This window comes from Microvirga lupini (genome assembly GCF_014191055.1).
In the GTDB taxonomy this organism is placed as follows: Bacteria; Pseudomonadota; Alphaproteobacteria; order Rhizobiales; family Beijerinckiaceae; genus Microvirga; species Microvirga lupini_A.
This window is the reverse complement of sequence record NZ_JACHWB010000003.1, coordinates 116,631-135,383: the sequence shown is the minus strand read 5'-3', so window position 1 is coordinate 135,383 and position 18,753 is coordinate 116,631. Positions and strand designations below refer to the sequence as shown.

17 protein-coding genes are annotated in these 18,753 nt (G+C 60.7%); 13 read left to right on the top strand and 4 right to left on the bottom strand.

Annotated elements, in window-relative coordinates:
* The first annotated feature begins 141 nt into the window (after positions 1 to 141).
* The 9 genes from argE to FHR70_RS12075 all read left to right on the top strand — a co-directional run bounded on the left by argE (position 142) and on the right by FHR70_RS12075 (position 9,785).
* Positions 142 to 1,296 (top strand): acetylornithine deacetylase, encoded by a 1,155-nt coding sequence (gene argE / locus FHR70_RS12115; RefSeq protein ID WP_183450513.1) that lies wholly within the window; start codon positions 142 to 144, stop codon positions 1,294 to 1,296.
* Positions 1,297 to 1,447: 151 nt separating this feature from the next.
* Positions 1,448 to 3,046 (top strand): ABC transporter substrate-binding protein, encoded by a 1,599-nt coding sequence (locus tag FHR70_RS12110; protein ID WP_183450511.1) that lies wholly within the window; start codon positions 1,448 to 1,450, stop codon positions 3,044 to 3,046.
* Between the two features lie 105 nt (positions 3,047 to 3,151).
* Positions 3,152 to 4,132 (top strand): ABC transporter permease, encoded by a 981-nt coding sequence (locus tag FHR70_RS12105; RefSeq protein ID WP_183450509.1) that lies wholly within the window; start codon positions 3,152 to 3,154, stop codon positions 4,130 to 4,132.
* 10 nt (positions 4,133 to 4,142) lie between these two features.
* A complete protein-coding gene (locus FHR70_RS12100; RefSeq protein WP_183450507.1) occupies positions 4,143 to 5,099 on the top strand; it encodes an ABC transporter permease in 957 nt (318 codons plus the stop codon).
* Positions 5,100 to 5,113: 14 nt separating this feature from the next.
* Positions 5,114 to 6,106: an ABC transporter ATP-binding protein gene (locus FHR70_RS12095; protein ID WP_183450505.1), complete on the top strand. Its 993-nt coding sequence runs from the start codon at positions 5,114 to 5,116 to the stop codon at positions 6,104 to 6,106.
* Positions 6,103 to 7,107 carry an oligopeptide/dipeptide ABC transporter ATP-binding protein gene (locus tag FHR70_RS12090; RefSeq protein ID WP_183450503.1) on the top strand — a complete coding sequence of 335 codons (1,005 nt, stop codon included), beginning with the start codon at positions 6,103 to 6,105 and terminating at the stop codon, positions 7,105 to 7,107. Before FHR70_RS12095 ends, FHR70_RS12090 begins: the two co-directional genes overlap by 4 nt.
* A gap of 69 nt (positions 7,108 to 7,176) precedes the next feature.
* On the top strand, positions 7,177 to 8,112 hold the full coding sequence (locus FHR70_RS12085) for a bifunctional helix-turn-helix transcriptional regulator/GNAT family N-acetyltransferase (RefSeq protein ID WP_183450501.1): 936 nt from the start codon (positions 7,177 to 7,179) through the stop codon (positions 8,110 to 8,112).
* Positions 8,109 to 9,017 carry an EamA family transporter gene (locus tag FHR70_RS12080; RefSeq protein WP_183450499.1) on the top strand — a complete coding sequence of 303 codons (909 nt, stop codon included), beginning with the start codon at positions 8,109 to 8,111 and terminating at the stop codon, positions 9,015 to 9,017. Before FHR70_RS12085 ends, FHR70_RS12080 begins: the two co-directional genes overlap by 4 nt.
* Before the next feature lie 330 nt (positions 9,018 to 9,347).
* Positions 9,348 to 9,785: a hypothetical protein gene (locus FHR70_RS12075; protein WP_183450497.1), complete on the top strand. Its 438-nt coding sequence runs from the start codon at positions 9,348 to 9,350 to the stop codon at positions 9,783 to 9,785.
* A 103-nt stretch (positions 9,786 to 9,888) separates the two neighbouring features.
* Here the strand turns inward: FHR70_RS12075 and FHR70_RS12070 are convergent, their stop codons facing one another.
* Together FHR70_RS12070 and FHR70_RS12065 are read right to left on the bottom strand one after the other, a co-directional pair.
* Entirely contained in the window at positions 9,889 to 12,165 is a 2,277-nt protein-coding gene (locus FHR70_RS12070) for a CDC48 family AAA ATPase (RefSeq protein ID WP_183450495.1), read from the bottom strand.
* A gap of 177 nt (positions 12,166 to 12,342) precedes the next feature.
* On the bottom strand, positions 12,343 to 12,870 hold the full coding sequence (locus FHR70_RS12065) for a hypothetical protein (RefSeq protein ID WP_183450493.1): 528 nt from the start codon (positions 12,868 to 12,870) through the stop codon (positions 12,343 to 12,345).
* A 134-nt stretch (positions 12,871 to 13,004) separates the two neighbouring features.
* On the opposite strand from FHR70_RS12065, the gene FHR70_RS12060 reads away from it, so the two are divergent.
* Together FHR70_RS12060 and FHR70_RS12055 are read left to right on the top strand one after the other, a co-directional pair.
* On the top strand, positions 13,005 to 13,754 hold the full coding sequence (locus tag FHR70_RS12060; RefSeq protein WP_183450491.1) for an extensin-like domain-containing protein: 750 nt from the start codon (positions 13,005 to 13,007) through the stop codon (positions 13,752 to 13,754).
* Between the two features lie 62 nt (positions 13,755 to 13,816).
* Positions 13,817 to 14,806, top strand: a complete 990-nt coding sequence (locus tag FHR70_RS12055) for a L,D-transpeptidase (RefSeq protein WP_183450489.1) — start codon at positions 13,817 to 13,819, stop codon at positions 14,804 to 14,806.
* A 25-nt stretch (positions 14,807 to 14,831) separates the two neighbouring features.
* Here the strand turns inward: FHR70_RS12055 and FHR70_RS12050 are convergent, their stop codons facing one another.
* Together FHR70_RS12050 and FHR70_RS12045 are read right to left on the bottom strand one after the other, a co-directional pair.
* Positions 14,832 to 15,107 (bottom strand): hypothetical protein, encoded by a 276-nt coding sequence (locus tag FHR70_RS12050; RefSeq protein ID WP_183450487.1) that lies wholly within the window; start codon positions 15,105 to 15,107, stop codon positions 14,832 to 14,834.
* Positions 15,108 to 15,298: 191 nt separating this feature from the next.
* Complete coding sequence (locus FHR70_RS12045) at positions 15,299 to 15,706, bottom strand: BA14K family protein (RefSeq protein WP_183450484.1); 408 nt, start codon at positions 15,704 to 15,706, stop codon at positions 15,299 to 15,301.
* A gap of 492 nt (positions 15,707 to 16,198) precedes the next feature.
* Here FHR70_RS12045 and FHR70_RS12040 point away from each other — a divergent pair, with 492 nt between their 5' ends.
* Together FHR70_RS12040 and FHR70_RS12035 are read left to right on the top strand one after the other, a co-directional pair.
* Complete coding sequence (locus FHR70_RS12040) at positions 16,199 to 16,606, top strand: putative pterin-binding protein (protein WP_210277600.1); 408 nt, start codon at positions 16,199 to 16,201, stop codon at positions 16,604 to 16,606.
* A 2-nt stretch (positions 16,607 to 16,608) separates the two neighbouring features.
* The gene (locus FHR70_RS12035; protein ID WP_183450482.1) at positions 16,609 to 18,753 is read left to right on the top strand and encodes a sensor histidine kinase; all 2,145 of its coding nucleotides are present in this window, start codon (positions 16,609 to 16,611) and stop codon (positions 18,751 to 18,753) included.

Here is an 18,753-nt window from a genome sequence, read left to right as displayed (position 1 = left end):
GAATGGGAGGAGGGGCGGATCATGGTGGGGCGGGGCCTGCCGCGTCAACAGGCAAGCGGCCGGTTGATGGATGATAATTCCTGCTTGACCGGCTGCGTCATGGGATCGGATGCTCACGCCTTTCCTTGGGAGAAGCACGACATGTCCTTATCGCCCCGCGAGATGCTTGCGCGTCTGGTTACCTTTCCGAGCGTTTCGACGAGCAGCAATCTCGACATCATCAACTTCTGCCGGGACTGGCTGAACAGCCATGGGGTGGAGAGCACACTCGTGATGAGCCCGGAGGGCGACAAGGCCAATCTGTATGCCAGCATCGGCCCGAAGGTGGAGGGCGGGATCGTATTCTCAGGCCATACGGATGTGGTGCCGGTGGAGGGGCAGAACTGGACCACCGATCCCTGGACGCTGACCGAAAAGAACGGCCGCCTCTATGGACGCGGCTCCGCCGACATGAAGGGCTTCGATGCCCTCGTTCTGGCTCTGGTGCCCGAGATGGCGAAGATGCCCCTGAACCGGCCGGTCCACATCGCTCTGTCTTATGACGAGGAGATCGCCTGCCGGGGAGCGCCTTCAATGGTGGAGGCCATGGCGCGGTCGCTTCCGAAGCCTGCCGCCGTGATTGTGGGCGAGCCGACCCGCCATGCGGTGGTGACAGGCCACAAGGCCTCCGTGCAGCTCCGCACCCAGGTGACGGGCTATGCGGTCCATTCCAGCCGGATCGACCAGGGGGTGAGTGCGGTCATGAACGCGGCCCGCCTGATTGCCTGGCACGAGGACGTGATGGAGGAGAATCGGCGCCGTGCCGATCCGGCCAACCCGTTCGAGCCGCCTTACACCACGCTGCATTGCGGCATGGTGGCAGGCGGCAACGCGGCCAATGTAGTGTCCTCCTCCGCGTGGTTCTTCAGCGATATCCGGGCGATCCCAACGGAGAGCCCACGCGATTATCTCGATCGCTATGAAGCCTATATCCGGGAAGTCGTCGAGCCGCGGATGAAAGCGATCAGGCCGGAAACCGGCGTCGCCGTCGAACTGATTGCCGAGGTGCCGGGGCTCAGGCCGGAGATAGACGGGGAGGCCGAGCGCCTCATGCGTCGCCTCACCGGCGATAACGGCACCCATGTGGTCTCGTATGGCACGGAGGCCGGCATTTTCCAGAAGGTAGGCTGGTCGACAGTGGTCTGTGGACCCGGCGACATCGCCCAGGCTCACCAGCCGGACGAATATATCGAGATCAGCGAACTGGAGGCAGGCGAGCGTTTGTTGCGGCGCATCATCGGCGAGCTCTGTGCCTAAATGGTAAGCAAGGTGGTCCAAGTCAGGGCTAGACCACCGGCCACTTTCCTGCCTAACTTCATGTCCGACGGAAGGAACACGGCAGAAGCCGAGCTTCCGACAAGAAGAACACCGCGCAAAGACGCGGGGCTTCCAGAGGAGAAAGAGACCGATGACCAGACGTTCGAAATTCCTTGCCGCCACGGTTGCCGTGCTGATGACCGGCGCTGCCCTGCCGGCCATGGCCGTAACCCTGCGCTATGCCAACCAGGGCGATCTGAAGTCGCTCGACCCCTATACCCTCAACGAGACCACCACGATTGCGCATCACGGGCATGTCTATGAAGGCCTGACCAAGCGCGACAAGGATCTGTCCATCATCCCGGGCCTTGCCGAGCGCTGGGAGATCAGCGAGGACGGCCTGACCTGGCGCCTGTTCCTTCGCAAGAACGTGAAGTTTCATAACGGCAACCCGTTCAATGCCGATGACGTGATCTTCTCGGCCAACCGCGTGCGCGCCCAGGGCTCGAACTTTCAGACCCGTGTGCCTAGCGGTTCCGAGTGGGTGAAGGTGGACGACTACACGGTCGACGTGAAGCTGAAGTCGCCGAACCCGATCATGAATGCCCAGTGGGACACTTGGTACATCATGGACAAGGAATGGTCGGAGGCGAACAACAGCACCGCGCCGACCCCTGCTGCCGCTACGACACCGAGCTACGCTTCGCTGAATGCCAACGGCACCGGTCCGTTCAAGATCGAAAGCCACCAGCCGGGCGTGAAGACCGTCTTCAAGCCCAACAAGGATTGGTGGGGCAAGGCCGAGCACAACCTGGACGAGATCGTCTTCACTCCCATCGCGTCGGACGCGACCCGCGTGGCCGCTCTGCTCTCCGGCGAGGTGGACGTGATCGAGCCGGTTCCGCTGCAGGACGTTCAGCGTGTCAACAGCAGCGCCAACGCGAAGGTGCAGGCAGGCCCCGAGCTGCGCACCATCTTCCTCGGTTTCGACCAGACCCGTGACGAGCTTCTGTTCTCGAACGTGAAGGGCAAGAACCCCTTCAAGGACAAGCGCGTCCGTGAGGCCTTCTACAAGGCGATCGACATCGAGACCATCAAGTCCCGCGTCATGCGCGGCATGTCCACCCCGACCGCGCTGATGATCGCGCCGCAGCTCTTCAGCCTCTCCAAGGATTTCGAGCGCCCGAAAGCCGATGTTGAGGCTGCCAAGAAGCTCCTGGCCGATGCGGGCTATCCGAACGGCTTCGAGGTCGGAATGGACTGCCCGAACGATCGCTACGTCAATGACGAGGCGATCTGCCAGGCCGTCGTCGGCATGCTCGCGCGCGCGGGCGTCAAGGTGAACCTGATGGCCCAGCCCAAGGCGCAGTACTTCGCCAAGGTGCTGAAGTCGGGCAACTACAACACCTCGTTCTACCTGTTGGGCTGGACGCCGGGCACCTTCGACAGCCACAACGTGCTGTTCGACATCGAGGGCTGCCGCAACGATCCGAACTCATCACGCGGCGAGTCGAACCTCGGCAACTTCTGCAACAAGCAGCATGACGAGCTGACCGATAAGATTCTGGTCGAGAGCAACAAGGATAAGCGCGACCAGATGATCAAGCAGGCCTTCCAGATCACCTTCGACGAGTACGGCTATATCCCGCTGCACCAGCAGGCTCTGGCCTGGGGTGTCTCGAACAAGGTCAATCTGACCCAGCGCGCCGACAACCAGGTGCTGCTCTACTGGGCCCAGAAGAAGGAATAGTTTGCGGCTGATCGCGTGTCCCGGGCAGTCCGCTGCCCGGGACAATTTATTCGAAGGCCCCGGACGGTCAGGCTCGCCCGAGGCGTAGCGATCAAGAGATTGTACATGTTTGCTTTTGTCATCCGACGCGCCCTCCAGGCCATTGGCGTTCTTCTGGCCGTCGGCATCATTTCGTTTGCGATGTTCCGCTTCGCCGGCGATCCGGTGAACCAGATCGTCTCCCTCGATACCCCCGCAGCGGAACGGGAGCAGGTCCGCCGCTCTCTCGGTCTTGATGACCCCGTTCCGGTGCAGTTCGCGCGGTATCTCTCAAGCGCCGTCCGGGGCGAGTTCGGCGTGTCCTACCAGTTCCGGCAGCCCGTCTCCGATCTCCTGGCCGAGCGCATGCCGGCGACCTTGGAGCTGGCCTTCTGCGCAACGCTCTTTGCGATCGGGTTCGGCGTGCTGATGGGAGTCTATTCAGGCCTCAAGCGGGACAGCTTTCTCGCCAAGGTGTTTCAGACGATCTCGTTGATCGGCATCTCGCTCCCGACCTTTCTGATCGGCATTCTGCTGATCTATCTTTTTTCCGTCATTCTTGGCTGGCTGCCGTCCTTCGGGCGCGGTGATACAGTGCGCCTCGGCTGGTGGTCGACAGGACTCCTTACCACCTCGGGCCTGAAGGCTCTCATCATGCCGTCAATCACGCTCGGCCTGTTCCAGATGACCCTGATCATGCGCATCGTCCGGGCCGAGATGCTGGAAGTGCTGCGCACCGACTACATCAAGTTCGCGCGGGCGAGGGGGCTGACCACCAGGGCCATTCATTTCGGGCATGCGCTCAAGAACACGCTGGTGCCGGTCATTACCATCGTAGGGCTGCAGTTCGGCTCCGTGATCGCCTTCGCAATCATCACGGAAACGGTTTTCCAGTGGCCTGGCATGGGTCTCCTGTTCGTGCAGGCGGTACAGAACGTCGATATCCCGATCATGGCGGCGTACCTGATGCTGGTGGCCCTGATCTTCGTGCTGATCAACCTCGCCGTCGACATCCTCTACACGATCGTCGATCCCCGCCTGAGAACGTCCATCCGGCAGCCGGCCTGAGGAGGGTAGAATGGCAGATGCAATCCAGGCGGCGCCCGCGTCGCATTCCCCGCCCACCACCTGGGCCGGCCGCTTCTTCGATAGTGACATCTGGGCCAGCTTCAAGCGCTCCAAGCTCACCATGGCGGCCGCCGTCCTGACAGCTCTCTTCATGGCTTCGGCCATCCTGGCAGGATTGCTGTCGCCGCAGGATCCGTTCGATCCCGCGCAGCTGGAGCTCATGAACAGCCGGTTGCCGCCGATCTGGGATGCGGAAGGGCAGATGCCTTTCGTGCTCGGAACGGACGAGCAGGGCAGGGACATCTTTTCGGCCATCCTCTACGGTCTAAGGATTTCGCTTGCCGTGGGCATCCTCGGCGTGGCCCTTTCGGCCACGCTCGGAATCACTCTGGGCCTGATCGCCGGCTATGTGGGCGGCACGACCGACGCCATCATCATGCGCATCGCCGACGTGCAGCTGACCTTTCCGGCCATTCTGATCGCTCTTCTGGTGGACGGCGTCGTGAAGGCCGTGCTGGGCGGTCAGCTCAGCGAAATGACGACCCTTTCAGTACTGGTGTTCTCCATCGGCCTGAGCTTCTGGGTACAGTACGCCCGCACCGTGCGCGGATCGGTGATGGTGGAGAAGAACAAGGACTACATCGCCGCCGCTCGGCTTATCGGCCTGCCGACCCCGGTGATCATGTTCCGGCACGTCCTGCCCAACGTTCTGGGGCCGGTTCTGGTGATCGCCACCATCAACCTGGCGCTCGCAGTCATCACCGAGGCGACCCTATCGTTCCTTGGCACCGGCATGCCCGAGACCATGCCGTCCCTCGGCACGCTCATCCGCATCGGCAACAACTATCTGTTCTCCGGCGAGTGGTGGATCGTAGCCTTCCCGGGCATCGCACTGGCCGTCCTCGTGCTCGCCATCAACCTGTTAGGCGATTGGCTGCGCGATGCGCTCAATCCGAAGCTGCGATGAGAGAGGCGACACTCATGGCTCAACCCGTCCTCTCCGTCCGTGATCTGCGCGTCGAGTTCGTCACGCGGCGCGGCATCCTCAAGGCTATCGATGGCATCTCGTTCGACATCGCGAAAGGCGAAGTGCTTGGCGTCGTCGGCGAATCCGGTGCAGGCAAGTCAGTGACGGGCTCCGCCGTCATCGGCCTCATCGATCCGCCGGGCCGCATCGCCGGCGGCGAGGTACTGCTGTCTGGCATGCGCATCGACAATCTGCCGCCCGAGGAGATGCGCCGGGTGCGCGGCAAGCGCATTGGCATGATCTTCCAGGATCCGCTGACTAGCCTGAACCCGCTCTACCGGGTTAGCGAGCAGCTCGTCGAGACCATCCGCACCCACACGAACCTCTCCGCTTCAGCGGCGAGAAAACGCGCTATCGATCTCCTGGCCGAAGTCGGCATTCCGGCGCCGGAGAGGCGGATCGACAGCTATCCGCACGAGTTCTCCGGTGGTATGCGCCAGCGCGTCGTGATCGCACTCGCTTTGTGCGCCGAGCCGGAGCTCATTATCGCCGACGAGCCGACCACAGCCCTCGACGTGTCCGTTCAGGCGCAGATCATTTCGCTCCTGAAGCGGCTCGGGCGCGAGCACGGCACGGCTATCATGCTGGTCACCCACGACATGGGTGTGATCGCCGAGACAGCTGACCGTGTCGCCGTGATGTATGCGGGCCGCATCGCCGAGATCGGCCCTGTGAGGGACGTGGTGCAGAACCCGCTACATCCTTACGCCAAGGGACTCATGGGGGCGATCCCGTCGCTGGAGAGCGACACGGATCGCCTCGTGCAGATCCCCGGCTCGATGCCGCGCCTGTCGGCCATTCCGCCCGGCTGCCCATTCAATCCGCGCTGCCCCTATGTCTTCGACCGCTGCCGGGTCGAGCGGCCGGAGCCGATTCAGCATAGCGAGCACCGGGTCGCCTGCCATCTCTACGATGAATCTTCCGCCCGATCGGAGGCCGTTGCGTGACCGAGCGTTCCTATGTCGAAGTCAAAGACCTGCGCCGCGTGTTCGACGTCTCAAAGCCCTGGCTCAACCGGGTGCTTGAGGGCGGTGAGAAGCAGTACCTGAAAGCCGTCGACGGCGTCTCGTTCAATATCGCCAAGGGAGAGACCTTCGCGCTCGTGGGCGAGTCCGGATCGGGCAAGTCGACGGTTGCGCGTATGGTGGTGGGATTGCTGCCGCCTTCGAACGGCGAGGTGGTGATCGACGGCGTCTCCATGACGAGCCGGGCGGCATCTGCCGAGCGCCAGCGTCTGCGGCGGCGTATCCAGATGATCTTCCAGGATCCCTATGCCAGCCTCAATCCCCGCTGGCAGGTGGACCGTATCGTCGCCGAGCCGATCCGAGCTTTCCGCCTGATCGAGCGGGAGAAGGAGATCGAAGCGCGGGTCGGCGAGTTGCTGTCCCTGGTCGGCCTCCATCCGGCAGACGGCAAGAAGTATCCGCACGAGTTCTCGGGCGGTCAGCGCCAGCGCGTCGCGATTGCCCGAGCGCTTGCCTCAAATGCGGAGTTCATCGTCTGTGACGAGCCGACTTCGGCGCTCGATGTGTCAGTTCAGGCCCAGATCCTGAACCTCATGCGCGACCTGCAGGATCGCCTCGGCCTGACCTACCTGCTCATCAGCCACAACCTCGCCGTGGTGCGCCATATGGCGAGCCGGATCGGCGTGATGTATCTCGGCCGCATCGTCGAGATCTCCAACGGGCGCGAACTCTTCGCGCACCCGAAGCATCCCTATACCCGCATGCTCCTGGACGCGGTGCCGGATGTGGGGATGACCGGGCGCCAGCGCATTCCCGTGAGCGGCGAGATTCCGAACCCGATCAGCCCGCCCTCCGGCTGTACGTTCAACCCGCGCTGCCCCTTTGCCAATGAACGCTGCCGGGCCGAAATCCCGCCGCTCCTTGGCGGGGTGGCCTGCCACGCCATCCATGAAGGGCGCTTGGCGGTCGATGCCGCCGCTTGAGCAAGGAATGTTTTCGATAGTTGACTCCGTCAACTATCTGGCCGAGGGTGATGGGCAGAGGAGGCGGTTATGTCTCGGCTGTCCAGACTGCCTGCGGATGATCGGGTTGCAAAGATCCGAAGCTTCAATCGTTTCTATACGCGTCATATCGGGCTTCTGAACGAGGGACTGCTCGACAGCGAGTATTCCCTCACCGAAGTCCGCATTCTCTATGAACTCGCTAATCACGGCCCGATGACTGCGGCGACGCTCGGCCAAGAGCTGGGCCTCGATCCGGGCTATCTCAGCCGGATTCTCAAGAGGTTCGACAGCCGCAATCTACTTCAGCGCTCGCGCTCGGAGGATGACCGACGCCAGATCTTCCTCTCCCTCACCGATGCCGGACGTGCAACCTTCGAGCCCCTCAACCGGGCCTCGGTCGATCAGATCGGCGCTATGCTGTCCAAGCTCTCGGTCAGTGAGCAGGAGAGACTGGTGCAAGCGATGAATGTCGTGGAGCGCGTTGTCGGCAACTCGGCTCAGGAGATCCCTTGCACCTTGCGTCCACACCGGATTGGAGACATCGGTTGGATCGCGCGTCGGCAGGGGCTGCTCTATGCCCAGGAATATGGCTGGGACGAAACCTTCGAGGCTTTGGTTGCCGAGATCGCCGCTTCATTCGTCAGAAACTTCGATCCCGAGCGGGAGCGCTGCTGGATTGCCGAACGGGATGGCGAGATTCTCGGCAGTGTCTTTCTGGTCTATCATTCTGACGAGGTGGCCAAACTCCGGCTGCTCTATGTAGAGCCCTCGGCCAGAGGCCTTGGCCTTGGGCGCCGGCTTGTCGACGAGTGCATCGCCTTTGCCAGAGCAAAAGGCTACCGAACGCTGACCCTCTGGACGAATGACGTGCTGATGGCAGCCCGTGGAATCTACCAGGCGAGGGGGTTCCAGTTGGTGAAGGAAGAGGCGCATCATTCGTTCGGCAAGGATCTCGTCGGGCAGACCTGGAATCTCGACCTGTGAAGCGGCATGAAACCCTCGCCTTGGCGGCCGCCGCGGCAACAGGTGTTCAGGTCGGGGCCGCCCTTGTCGCGAGCCGCCTCGTCATCCACGACATTGGCCCGGCATCCCTGGCTTTCCTGCGCTATGCCATCGCGGTGCTGTGCTTAGTTCCGTTCGTGGCTGCGGGTGGGCGAGTGCGGTTCGCGACTCGCGATCTTCTTGCTGTGATGGGCCTCGGCGTCATTCAATTCGGGATTCTCATCGCTCTTCTGAATCTCGGCCTTCAGTTCATATCCTCCACCCGTGCGGCGCTTCTGTTTTCCACCTTTCCATTGATGACCATGATTATCGCGGCTCTTCTGGGACGTGAACGTCTCACAGGTGCCAAGTCGGCCGGTGTGACGCTGACCATTGTCGGTGTTGCGGCCGCCCTCGGCGAGAGGCTGATGACCAACGCCGGCTCAAGCGACATCATCGGAGCAATCCTCGTGCTCGCCGCTGCGCTGTGTGGTGCCGTGAGTTCTGTTTTGTATCGCCCTTATCTCTCACGCTATCCGACCCTTCCTATCGGCGCCTGGGCCATGATTGCCTCGGTGGTATTCCTGGCAGGCCCGGCAGGAATGGAGGGGCTTTTCACCGTAGGAACGCGCCTTGATCAACGCGGCTGGATCGTCGTGATCCTGATCGGAATCTCCAGCGGCATCGGCTATGTTCTATGGCTCTGGGCGCTCAAGCAGACGACACCGACCCGGGTGACGGTTTTTCTCTCCCTGAGCCCCATTACGGCATCCCTGCTCGGCGCACTCATCCTCGACGAGCCCTTTACCCTTGGCGTCCTGATAGGCCTTGCAGGCGTGGTATGCGGATTGTGGCTGGCAACACGAGTCCGATCGGTTGAGCCACAGGAGAGGACGCTAGGCGCATAGGTCATCCGCATGCTTTGTCGCCGATGGTTTTGTATCTTGGTCCTTGGGAATGAAGCACTGTGCTTCTAATCCTGGCATAGGTTAGAGTTTGCACAATTTTTAGATCATAAATAATCGATTTGCATACTGTGCGGGTGCGCACACGGTCACATGCCTTTTTACCTTATTATAGCGTCTCCAGGCTTGGCAATTCGCAAGCTTAGGCTTTTGAAGTGCGTCAATCACAACTCCGTGGCTTGAAAGTATGCTTGGAAACCATTCGACCCCTATGCGTTAAGCCTGTGTTCTTATGGCGAGAAGCCATGCCTAAACCAGGCACAGGAGACTTCTATGAAGAGGATCGCACTTATTGCTGGCGCTGGCCTCATGGCCCTTTCCGGGATTGGTGCTGCCGTTGCGCAGCCGGTTTCTGGAACGCCGGATTCCCCATTCCCGTATGCGGCTCCGCATGAGATCCGCTGGATCAACGGCGTGCCGTGCCGGACGGTTTACGATTATAGCTCAAAGACCCGGATTCCGGTGGCTTGCGCTGGGCCGATGGCCGGCGTTTCGCGTGCTCCGATGGCAGTAGGCGGTGATGTGGTCTCGACCGGCAGCATCGCTCCCGCGCCTGTCGGTCCGATGATGGGCGCTCCTGTGTCCGGAACGCCGAACTCCCCATTCCCGTATGCGGCTCCGCACGAGATCCGTTGGATCAACGGTGTGCCGTGCCAGACCGTATACGACCACAACTCGAGCACTCGAATTCCCGTCGCTTGTGCGCGGTAATCTCCGCGCTCCCGGATAAAGAGCGTGGACTTTAAGGGTCCGCGCTCTTTTCTTTTAGGTTGCGATAAGAAGGTTCATTGGGTCTTCTGCTCAGGAAATCGGCCTATTCAGCAGCCTGCCTGAGGGGCAGGAAGCCGATGGCTTGGCGCTGAGGTCCTGTTTGCTTGAGGGTGCCGACCAGTTCCTCGTATTCCCGCTCCATCTCAGGCGTCACGGAAGGGCGGGTCTCGCGCAGGGACTGTTCGAAATGAGCCATGGTCACCTGCTGCGCCTGGAGCGACTCCCGCAGGGCGAGAAGGCCAGCCCGGCGGGTCAGGTCTTCCAGATCGGCGCCCGTATACCGATCGGTCCGTTCGGCGATGGTGTCCAGGTCGACATCGGGTCCAAGCGGCATGGCCTTGGTGTGGATGCTGAGAATATGTCGGCGGCCCTTGGCATCTGGAACCGGCACATAGATCAGCTCGTCCAGGCGGCCTGGCCGCAGCAGAGCAGGGTCTATGAGGTTGGGCCTGTTCGTTGCCGCCATCACGACGACGCCCTGCAGCTCCTCGAGTCCATCCATCTCGGCCAGGATCGTGTTGACTACCCTTTCCGTCACGGCGGGTTCACCGAGCCCGCCGCCCCGGACGGGGGCAAGGGAATCGATCTCGTCGATGAAGATGACCGTCGGGGCGACCTGGCGGGCGCGGGCGAAAAGCCGGGAGACTTGCTGCTCCGACTCGCCATACCATTTGGACAGGAGATCCGAGGATTTCGTCGCGATGAAATTGGCCTGGGCCTCTCTGGCGACCGCCTTCGCCAGCAGGGTCTTGCCAGTTCCAGGCGGGCCGAAGAGCAGGAAGCCTTTCGCGGGCCTGATCCCGAGGCGGCGAAAGGATTCCGGGCTCTTGAGGGGAAGCTCGACGCCCTCGCGCAGGCGTGTGCGCGCCTCCTCGACACCTCCGATGTCGTCCCAGGTGACGTTGGGCACCTGGATCATGATCTCGCGCAGGGCGGACGGTTGGACCCTCTTCATCGCGTTCATGAAATCCTGTCGGTTCACCTGCAGGCTCTCGAGCACATTCGACGGGATGCCGTCCCGCAGGTTGATCCCAGGCAGGATGCGCCTCAACGAGTCCATGGCGGCTTCACGGGAGAGCGCCGCAAGATCGGCGCCGACGAAACCGAAAGTGGTGCGGGCGACCTCATCGAGATCCACATCCTCGGCAAGGGGCATGCCTCGTGTGTGAATGCCCAGGATTTCCCGGCGACCCGGTTCGTCCGGTACCCCGATGACGATTTCGCGATCAAAGCGGCCTGGTCGGCGCAGAGCCTCGTCGATGGCTTCGCGCCGGTTCGTCGCGCCGATCACCACGATGTTCTGGCGTGGCTCCAAGCCGTCCATGAGGGTGAGCAACTGCGCCACGATGCGCCGCTCGACCTCGCCGGTCACCTCTTCGCGCTTGGGCGCGATGCTGTCGATCTCGTCTATGAAGATGATCGCCGGCGCATTCTGCTGCGCTTCCTGGAACACCTGACGCAGACGCTGTTCAGACTCGCCATAGTGGCGGCCCATGATTTCAGGGCCGGCGATGTGGTAGAACTGCGCCTCCGTCTCGTTGGCGACCGCGCGCGCCAAGCGTGTTTTACCGGTGCCGGGCGGTCCGTAGAGTAGCACACCCTTCGGCGGGTCGATGCCCAGACGCTGGAACAGTTCGGGATGGCGAAGCGGCAGTTCCACCATCTCGCGGAGCTGGTCGACCGTGCTGCCAAGCCCGCCGATATCATCATAGGTGACATCCGCGCGGCGGGCTTCCCGCGGCTCCTCGAATTGCGGGCGCAGTTCGATCTCGGTCTCCGCCGTCACATGAACGATGCCGCGCGGCTGCGTCGTGACGACGACAAGGCGGATCTCCTGCAGGCCATAGGCCGGAATGTTGAGCAATCCGCGCAGCTCTTCCGGCAGGCGCTGATCGGTCGAGCGTTGCGAGTATATGGAGGTCGAGATCACGTCGCCGGCCGTGAGAGGGCGCTGATAGAAGGTGCGCTTGAGCGCATCACCGGAGCCCTGAAGTCTGAGCCCCTTCTGGGCCGGCGCCAGCACGACACGGGTTGCGGGGCGGACATCGGCTCGCTTGACCTCCACATGATCGCCGCTGCCGACACCGGCGTTCACGCGCTGCAGACCGTCGAGGCGAACGATGTTGAGGCCTTCATCCTCCGCGTAGGGAGTGACGGCAATGGCGGTGGTATGGCGCTTTCCGATGATCTCGACAGCTTGGCCTTCCTGAACGCCAATTTCGGTCAGGGCCTGTCGGCTCATGCGCGCGATGCCTCGTCCGGAATCATCCGGCCGGGCATTCGCGACTTGGAGCCGTACGTTCTGCCCATCCTCTGCCATGGCTGTCTTCCCATCATTCGAGTGGTCGCTCATGCGATGGCAGGTGCAGGGAAGAGGCCGGGGCTCCAGCCTTCCGTGTGCCATGCGTCGGGGCTTCGCTGGCACGTCGGGCAGCGATACCGGGGGGCAAACGCGAGATGAGTGGAATTGTTGCAGGTTCTTCGCCAGGACCCTCGACTACGAAGAGGCATCCCTGGTTAGCGCCCAAAGCCTCCGAAGCGACACTTCGATGTCGTCTTCATCATGTGCCGGGCTGTGCAGGGGGCTTCCGGCAGGCATGAAGGGAGCAATGGTTGGAAGACTCAGGGATCCGTCCGCATCACCCTGCGCCGCCAATTCCTTCGGCGGAGGGTCAATCAGTTCCCAACTGTCGAACAGATCCATGGTGGAATGGCCCGGCAGGTCAGGGCCTAGATAGGGGACGATCTCGATCCAAGCACGTCCCTGGGGTCGTGAGGAGACCTTCGTGACGCGGCCGAAAAAATTGGTCAGAGGACAACGGACGAAATCGCCGGGCGCCGGCAGGCGCGTCTTCTCATACTCAAGTTCGGCTTCGGCCTGCTGAAGCTCCGCTCGCAGCCGGGCGACACGCGCCTCGAGTTCCGCGACACGCTTCGTGCCGAAGTTTTCATGCGCCTGGTTCAATCCTGAGACAAGTGCCAGGCTCTTGTCCGAACCGGTATCCATCCCTGGGGATGCCCTCATGGTGGGCCCTCCGTTCCACCATAGAATTTTGGTGCGTCCCGCTTTGGGAACAAGACGCGCATAAGGCTGAGCGGGAACTCAAGCTCGGCGCATGAGGGTTATAGAACTGGAGGGGCTGACGAATTGGAGTTTCTATGAACCTTCTGGGCCTCAAGGCTGGGGGAATGATCAGCATCATGGTTCTGACGCTGATGCTGGCATCGGGCGCCTGGGCGCAGGCCCCGACCGCGCCGCTGCCGCCACCGCGCCCTGACAGACCGGCGAGGCCTGAGCCTGATGCCGAGCCTCGTGCTGAAAGTCCGCCCCCAACGGAAACGCCTGCTGAGAAGTTGGCCTCCGAGGACGACGGCACCCATGGCGCCTGTCTCGACAGGCTCTCCAAGCTGGGATTGCGGTTCGAAAAGCGGCCTCCCGTCCAGGAGGGGCGGTGCAGCATCGAAAACCCCGTGCTCCTGTCGTCCCTGTCCAATGGCGTCGAGATCGCTCCCGCGTCGCTCATGGCCTGCCCGGTGGCCGAGAGCCTTGCGCGCTGGATGAGCGAGGTGGTTGCGCCCGAGGCTGAGCGTCAGTTCCAGACCGCTCCGACCAAGCTTCTGATCGGAACATCCTATCAATGCCGGGACCAGCGCAATGGCGCCAAGCTCAGCGAACACGCACTCGGCAATGGGGTCGACGTTATGGGCTTCGAGTTTGCCAAGCGCTCTCCGCTGGCGATTGCTTCGCAGACAGAGAACTCGCCGGAGGCGAATTTCCAATCGGCAATCCAGAAGGCCGCCTGTCCGATCTTCAACACGGTGCTGGGCCCAGGTTCGGACGCGGACCATGGCGATCACCTTCATCTCGACCTGCGCCAACGCAAGGGCGACTACCGGATCTGCCAATAGATTACGGGAACAGGGAGGACATCTGGGCTTTGTCGTTCATGACATTGCCGGTGGAGTTTCCCATGAAGTTGACCGCTTATGCTGCTCTTGGATTTTTGAGTCTCCTTGGACCCGCTATGGCCGCCCCGCAGGGGCTCGATCTGCAAGCGGTGAACGGCGCCGAATGGAGTCCCAAGAGCAGCAAGGGAAAAGAGATCAATCCGGCTCTGATTAAGGCCCAGGTCCTGCTCGACCGAGCGCGCTTCTCGCCCGGCGTCATCGATGGGCATGACGGCGAGAACCTTCAGAACGCGCTCAAGATCTTCGAGAAAATCAATGAGCTCAAGTCCGACGGCGCGCTCGACGAAGAGGTCTGGAAAAAGCTCGCTGGGACATCGGCCGACCCCGTGCTGATCGAATACACGATCACGGACGAGGACGTAAAAGGCCCCTTTGTCGAAATCCCCGACACGATGGAGGACCAGGCGAAACTCGACCGGCTCGGTTATTCCAGCCCAGAGGAGCTTCTGGCCGAGACGTTTCATATGGACGTGGATCTGCTCAAGGCCCTGAATCCCGACAAGCCTTTCGACAAGGCGGGCACGGCGATCGTCGTGGCCAATGTGGATGCCAAGGCCGATCCCGGAAAGCCCAAGGAGAAGGCGGCCAAAATCGAAATCGTCAAAAGCGAGAAGGTTCTGCGGGCTTTGGCCAAGGACGGTACCCTGATGGCGACTTATCCGGCCTCCATCGGCAGCGAGGAAAAGCCGGCGCCCAAAGGATCCCATACGGTTCGGGCCGTCGCACCGAACCCGAACTACACCTACAACCCGGATTATGCCTTCAAAGGCGTGAAGGCGAAGGAGAAGTTCGAGATCAAGCCGGGCCCTAACAACCCTGTCGGGAGCACCTGGATTGATCTGTCTGTCGAGTCCTTCGGCATCCACGGCACGCCAGAACCTGAGAAGGTCGGCAAAGCCTATTCCCACGGTTGTGTGCGGCTGACGAACTGGGATGTGCAAGAACTGGCCGGGATGGTCGAGAAGGGCACCCCGGTGGATTTCATCGACTAGCTTGGCGCCTTGAGGCGCAGGACCATCAGTCGTCGTTGGCGGAGTTCAGCTGGTCAGGCTTCATGCCTTCATCCACCTCGGCGTCGTGAGCCTGGACAAGCCATTCCAGCTGTTCCTGGACGAAATTTGGGTCGCTGTGAAAGCGCATCGCGCAGGCTACGAGGAAGATCGCAATCTCAGGCAGATCGCTGTCGCCCAGATCCGGAAGGATCAGCTCGAGATCCGTCATGTTGCCGGAGGTCAGGATGGCGGCCTCGGTGGGGGGAATGACGGTGCCGCCGTTGTCAGAATCTTGAGCCATCGAGCTTTTCCCGAGCCTTCCGTTTGTTCGATTGATGTTTTGGAATCTGCCGAGCAGACCCTGCGTGTTGATTTAACGCGTGCCGATATGAGGTAAAGTCTCTCCCGGCACAGGAACCCGATCTCTTCAAGCAAAAGCCCTGCGGCAGATGTGCTGCCGCAGGGCCTGAGAGGAGGATTGCCCGCAACGATTTACGGATAGGTGCAGACGTACCGCATCCCGTTCGTCGCGAGGAATGTTCCGGTTCCAGGGTCATAGGAACGATACTTGCGTGCGCAGTAAGCTGCGACCTGGGGGTCGACAACTCCGGGAGGTTGAGGAGCAGCTGGCTGAGCTTGGCTTGCGATCGCGCCGGCGATCAGGGCGCCGGCAGCAAGGCCGGCAACGCCTGCTGCAACAGCCGCGCCATTGTCGCGGCGATAGTAATGCCGCTCACGGTAGTAAGGGCGATAGCCACGGCGGTAGTATTGGGCGTAGCTTTCGTTCGGGTACGCCTTCTCCACCTGGGGGAGGGGGCGGAACTGGATGGGGGTTGCGCTGGCCGGGATGGCGGACGCCAACAGGGCCGCGCCTACGATAGCCGTCATGAACTTGCGCATAGTCATCTCCTCGAGGCGGGTATGCCGACAGGGATTCTGGATTGATCGTGGCGTAATATAACCTCAGCGGCCAAGCTTGCAACATCAGCAGGATGAACTTAAGGCAAGCTCATTGACAAAGATTGCTTTAAAGAAAATATTTTCATAATCATAAATAAGCAAAAGAATATATCCGCGTTTTATAAAAATTACTTTTGGTAGGTATTTTGGTAAAGAGATGTATATGATTTCTATTTCACGACAATAGGATAACAATCATCTGATTTGTTTGCGATGATAAGCTTCTCATTTACGTCATTGTCGAAATCTTTTCTCCTCCGGCATGCTGGATTTTTTGAGAGAAATCGGAGAAGATGTAATCGTTCTATTATAATCTGTCGCAGAACCGGAAACATGCGTCCTCTGATCGGGAGTATATTCTTTGCAGCCGCTGCGGGCGTGAGCGGCCTCTGCTATGCAGCAGAGCCCTTGCCGTTGCCTAAGGGGCCTGTTGTGCTGACTGTCTCTGGGAACATTGAGCAGACCAACAGCGGCGGTGCAGCGCTGTTCGACATGGAAATGCTGCAGGCTCTTGGGAAGGCTTCTTTCTCGACGAAATGGGAGCTGTCCGAGGTGCCTCAGCTCTTCGAAGGATTTCCTCTTCGTGCGCTGCTGGAAAGGGTGGGTGCCCAGGGCAAGAGCCTGAGAGCGTCGGCTCTGAATGATTATGTCGCCGTGGTTCCCATCGAGGACCTCAAGTTCGAGCCGATGATTGCCACGAGGGTGGATGGGCGGACGCTGACGATCCGCGACAAGGGTCCCTTGTGGATTGCCTATCCGAGAGACTTCCACAAAGTCTTGCAAGATTCCCGGTATGATGCCCGCTGGGTTTGGCAGCTCAACAAGCTTCACGTTGATTGACCATGCGGTTCAGCCTGCACCATTACAAGACTGCTCTGATTACGCTTGCTGCGACTGCAAGTCTCTTTGTGTGCCTTGGCTTTACGGTCGCTCGACTGTTCGAGATGGAGTACGAGTTCCGAAATGATGGAACTGTTTCGACCGTCTGGTATGTGAGCCAAGCTCAATTCGAGGCCGCCGTTCTTGCCGAGACCTTGGCCCGTGTTGCCGCAAATGAGAGCATCAGCACGCCGGAGGAGCAGCCGGGCTTTCGTGCGAACATCCTGATCAGCCGACTGTCGATCTTGCTTGAAGGACGCCAAGGCAAGCTGATGGAGAGCTTTGGTGTAACAGGCGATCTCAAGCAGGCTTACCTCCAGCTCACAATGGCAGAGCCGCTTCTGCAGAGCGGGATCGATCCTCAAGCTGCGGTACTGCTTCGCGAACAGATCAGGCAACTCGCATACAGACTGAGGGATGCCTCTAATCAGATCGTCTGGCTCAGCCACGATCAAGCTGCCGTGAAGCGCTCAGCCTATTTGCAAGTCGTCTTTGAGGGCTTTGCTTTTCTGATGGGGATTGTGCTGAGTGCCGGATTTCTTCTGGTGCGCCTTTTCAAGGGTGTTCAGGAGGCGAGCCAAGCCAAGCAATTGCTCAAGCAGGAGCAGGAGTTGTCTGATCTGGTGATCAGCAACATCAGCAATCAGGGCATCATCATGTTCGATAGCCAGCTCCGTTGCCTACTGTGGAATCCAGGCATGGAGGATCTGCTGAATATCAAGACGGATCAGGCGATCGGGCATCGGGTGGAGAATCTGGATCGCCTGTTCAGTAAGCCTGAGATCATCGATGCCTTGACCCAGGCGACCGAAGGAATGAGCTCGATCCTGGAGCATGAGGCTGTAACTTCGGAAGGTCACGAGCGCTGCCTGGAAATCAACAGCTTCCCCGTCTACATGGCCGGGCGCAAGCTGGGAATTGCTTTCATTCGCGACATCACGGAGCAGTGGCTCGCTCGCAAGCAGGCGGAACGGCAGAATTTCGATCTTGAAATTAAGGTTCTCCAAAGGACTGCGGCCCTGCGTCAGGCGGAGCGTCGCCTGATCGCAGCCATCAACTCTGCCTCGGAAGGCTTTGCGGCTTTCGACTGGACGGGAAAGCTCTTGTTCGCCAACGAGCAGATTTGGGCATCGACTCCCGTGTCTCTGTGGTGCAACGAGGATATGAGCCTACCCGTGTTCCTGCGGTGCTTTGCCATGTGCGAAGGCGGCGATCTGCGCCTTCTGAACGCTCAGGTGCCTTTCGAGGAGCTCGAATACGACCTCATGGTGAAGAAGGACATCTGGCTCCGGCTTTCGCTCACGAAGGCCGATGGCGCCACGATCTTCGTCCGTCTGACCGATATCAGCGGCTACAAGCAGGTCGCGAAGGCGCTCGAATCTGCGCTTGAACGGGAGCGCGAGACGACGAATGCCTATCGCAGCTTCGTTTCGATGGTTTCCCACCAGTTCCGGACGCCGCTCGCCATCCTGGACTCCAGCGCGCAGCGCATCCTGCGCCGCGGCTCGGCTCTCACTCAGGACGAGCTTGTGACCCGGGTCCAGAAGATCCGCAATGCGGGAACCAGGCTGACCCGCCTGGTGGACAGCGTTCTGAACGCTGCCAAACTCGATGCCGGGACGATCGAGTTGAATCCGGCATCCTACAACTTGGTCGATCTGGTCATGGATATCTGCGAGCGGCAGCGCGAGGTCAGCGCACAAGCCGACATCCGCTTCGATGTGCCGGATATACCTGTGCGCGTTTATTGCGACGGCATGCTCATCGAGCAAGTCGTGGTGAATCTTCTTTCCAATGCCATCAAGTATTCAGGCGCTTCCCCGGTTGTCGAAATCAAGATCTGGATGGACGGGTCGCGTGCCTATTGTTCGGTTCGCGACTGGGGTATTGGAATTCCGGCGGAAGAGCTGCCAAAGATTTTCGAACGATTCTATCGCGCCAGTACAGCGTCCGGGATCGCCGGTACCGGAATCGGATTGAATTTCGCCCAGAGGATCATGCACCTCCATGGCGGTGAGATCCAGGTTGAGAGCTACGAAGCGGCAGGTTCCCTGTTCACCTTCGACCTACCCATAGCCAATGCGGATCAAACGCAGCAGGCTGCATAA

Coding starts and splice junctions, on each gene's coding strand:
- argE (WP_183450513.1), top strand. CDS start 142: ATGTCCTTATCGCCCCGCGAGATGCTTGCGCGTCTGGTTACCTTTCCG.
- FHR70_RS12110 (WP_183450511.1), top strand. CDS start 1,448: ATGACCAGACGTTCGAAATTCCTTGCCGCCACGGTTGCCGTGCTGATG.
- FHR70_RS12105 (WP_183450509.1), top strand. CDS start 3,152: ATGTTTGCTTTTGTCATCCGACGCGCCCTCCAGGCCATTGGCGTTCTT.
- FHR70_RS12100 (WP_183450507.1), top strand. CDS start 4,143: ATGGCAGATGCAATCCAGGCGGCGCCCGCGTCGCATTCCCCGCCCACC.
- FHR70_RS12095 (WP_183450505.1), top strand. CDS start 5,114: ATGGCTCAACCCGTCCTCTCCGTCCGTGATCTGCGCGTCGAGTTCGTC.
- FHR70_RS12085 (WP_183450501.1), top strand. CDS start 7,177: ATGTCTCGGCTGTCCAGACTGCCTGCGGATGATCGGGTTGCAAAGATC.
- FHR70_RS12075 (WP_183450497.1), top strand. CDS start 9,348: ATGAAGAGGATCGCACTTATTGCTGGCGCTGGCCTCATGGCCCTTTCC.
- FHR70_RS12070 (WP_183450495.1), bottom strand. CDS start 12,165: ATGGCAGAGGATGGGCAGAACGTACGGCTCCAAGTCGCGAATGCCCGG.
- FHR70_RS12065 (WP_183450493.1), bottom strand. CDS start 12,870: ATGAGGGCATCCCCAGGGATGGATACCGGTTCGGACAAGAGCCTGGCA.
- FHR70_RS12060 (WP_183450491.1), top strand. CDS start 13,005: ATGAACCTTCTGGGCCTCAAGGCTGGGGGAATGATCAGCATCATGGTT.
- FHR70_RS12055 (WP_183450489.1), top strand. CDS start 13,817: ATGAAGTTGACCGCTTATGCTGCTCTTGGATTTTTGAGTCTCCTTGGA.
- FHR70_RS12050 (WP_183450487.1), bottom strand. CDS start 15,107: ATGGCTCAAGATTCTGACAACGGCGGCACCGTCATTCCCCCCACCGAG.
- FHR70_RS12045 (WP_183450484.1), bottom strand. CDS start 15,706: ATGCGCAAGTTCATGACGGCTATCGTAGGCGCGGCCCTGTTGGCGTCC.
- FHR70_RS12035 (WP_183450482.1), top strand. CDS start 16,609: ATGCGGTTCAGCCTGCACCATTACAAGACTGCTCTGATTACGCTTGCT.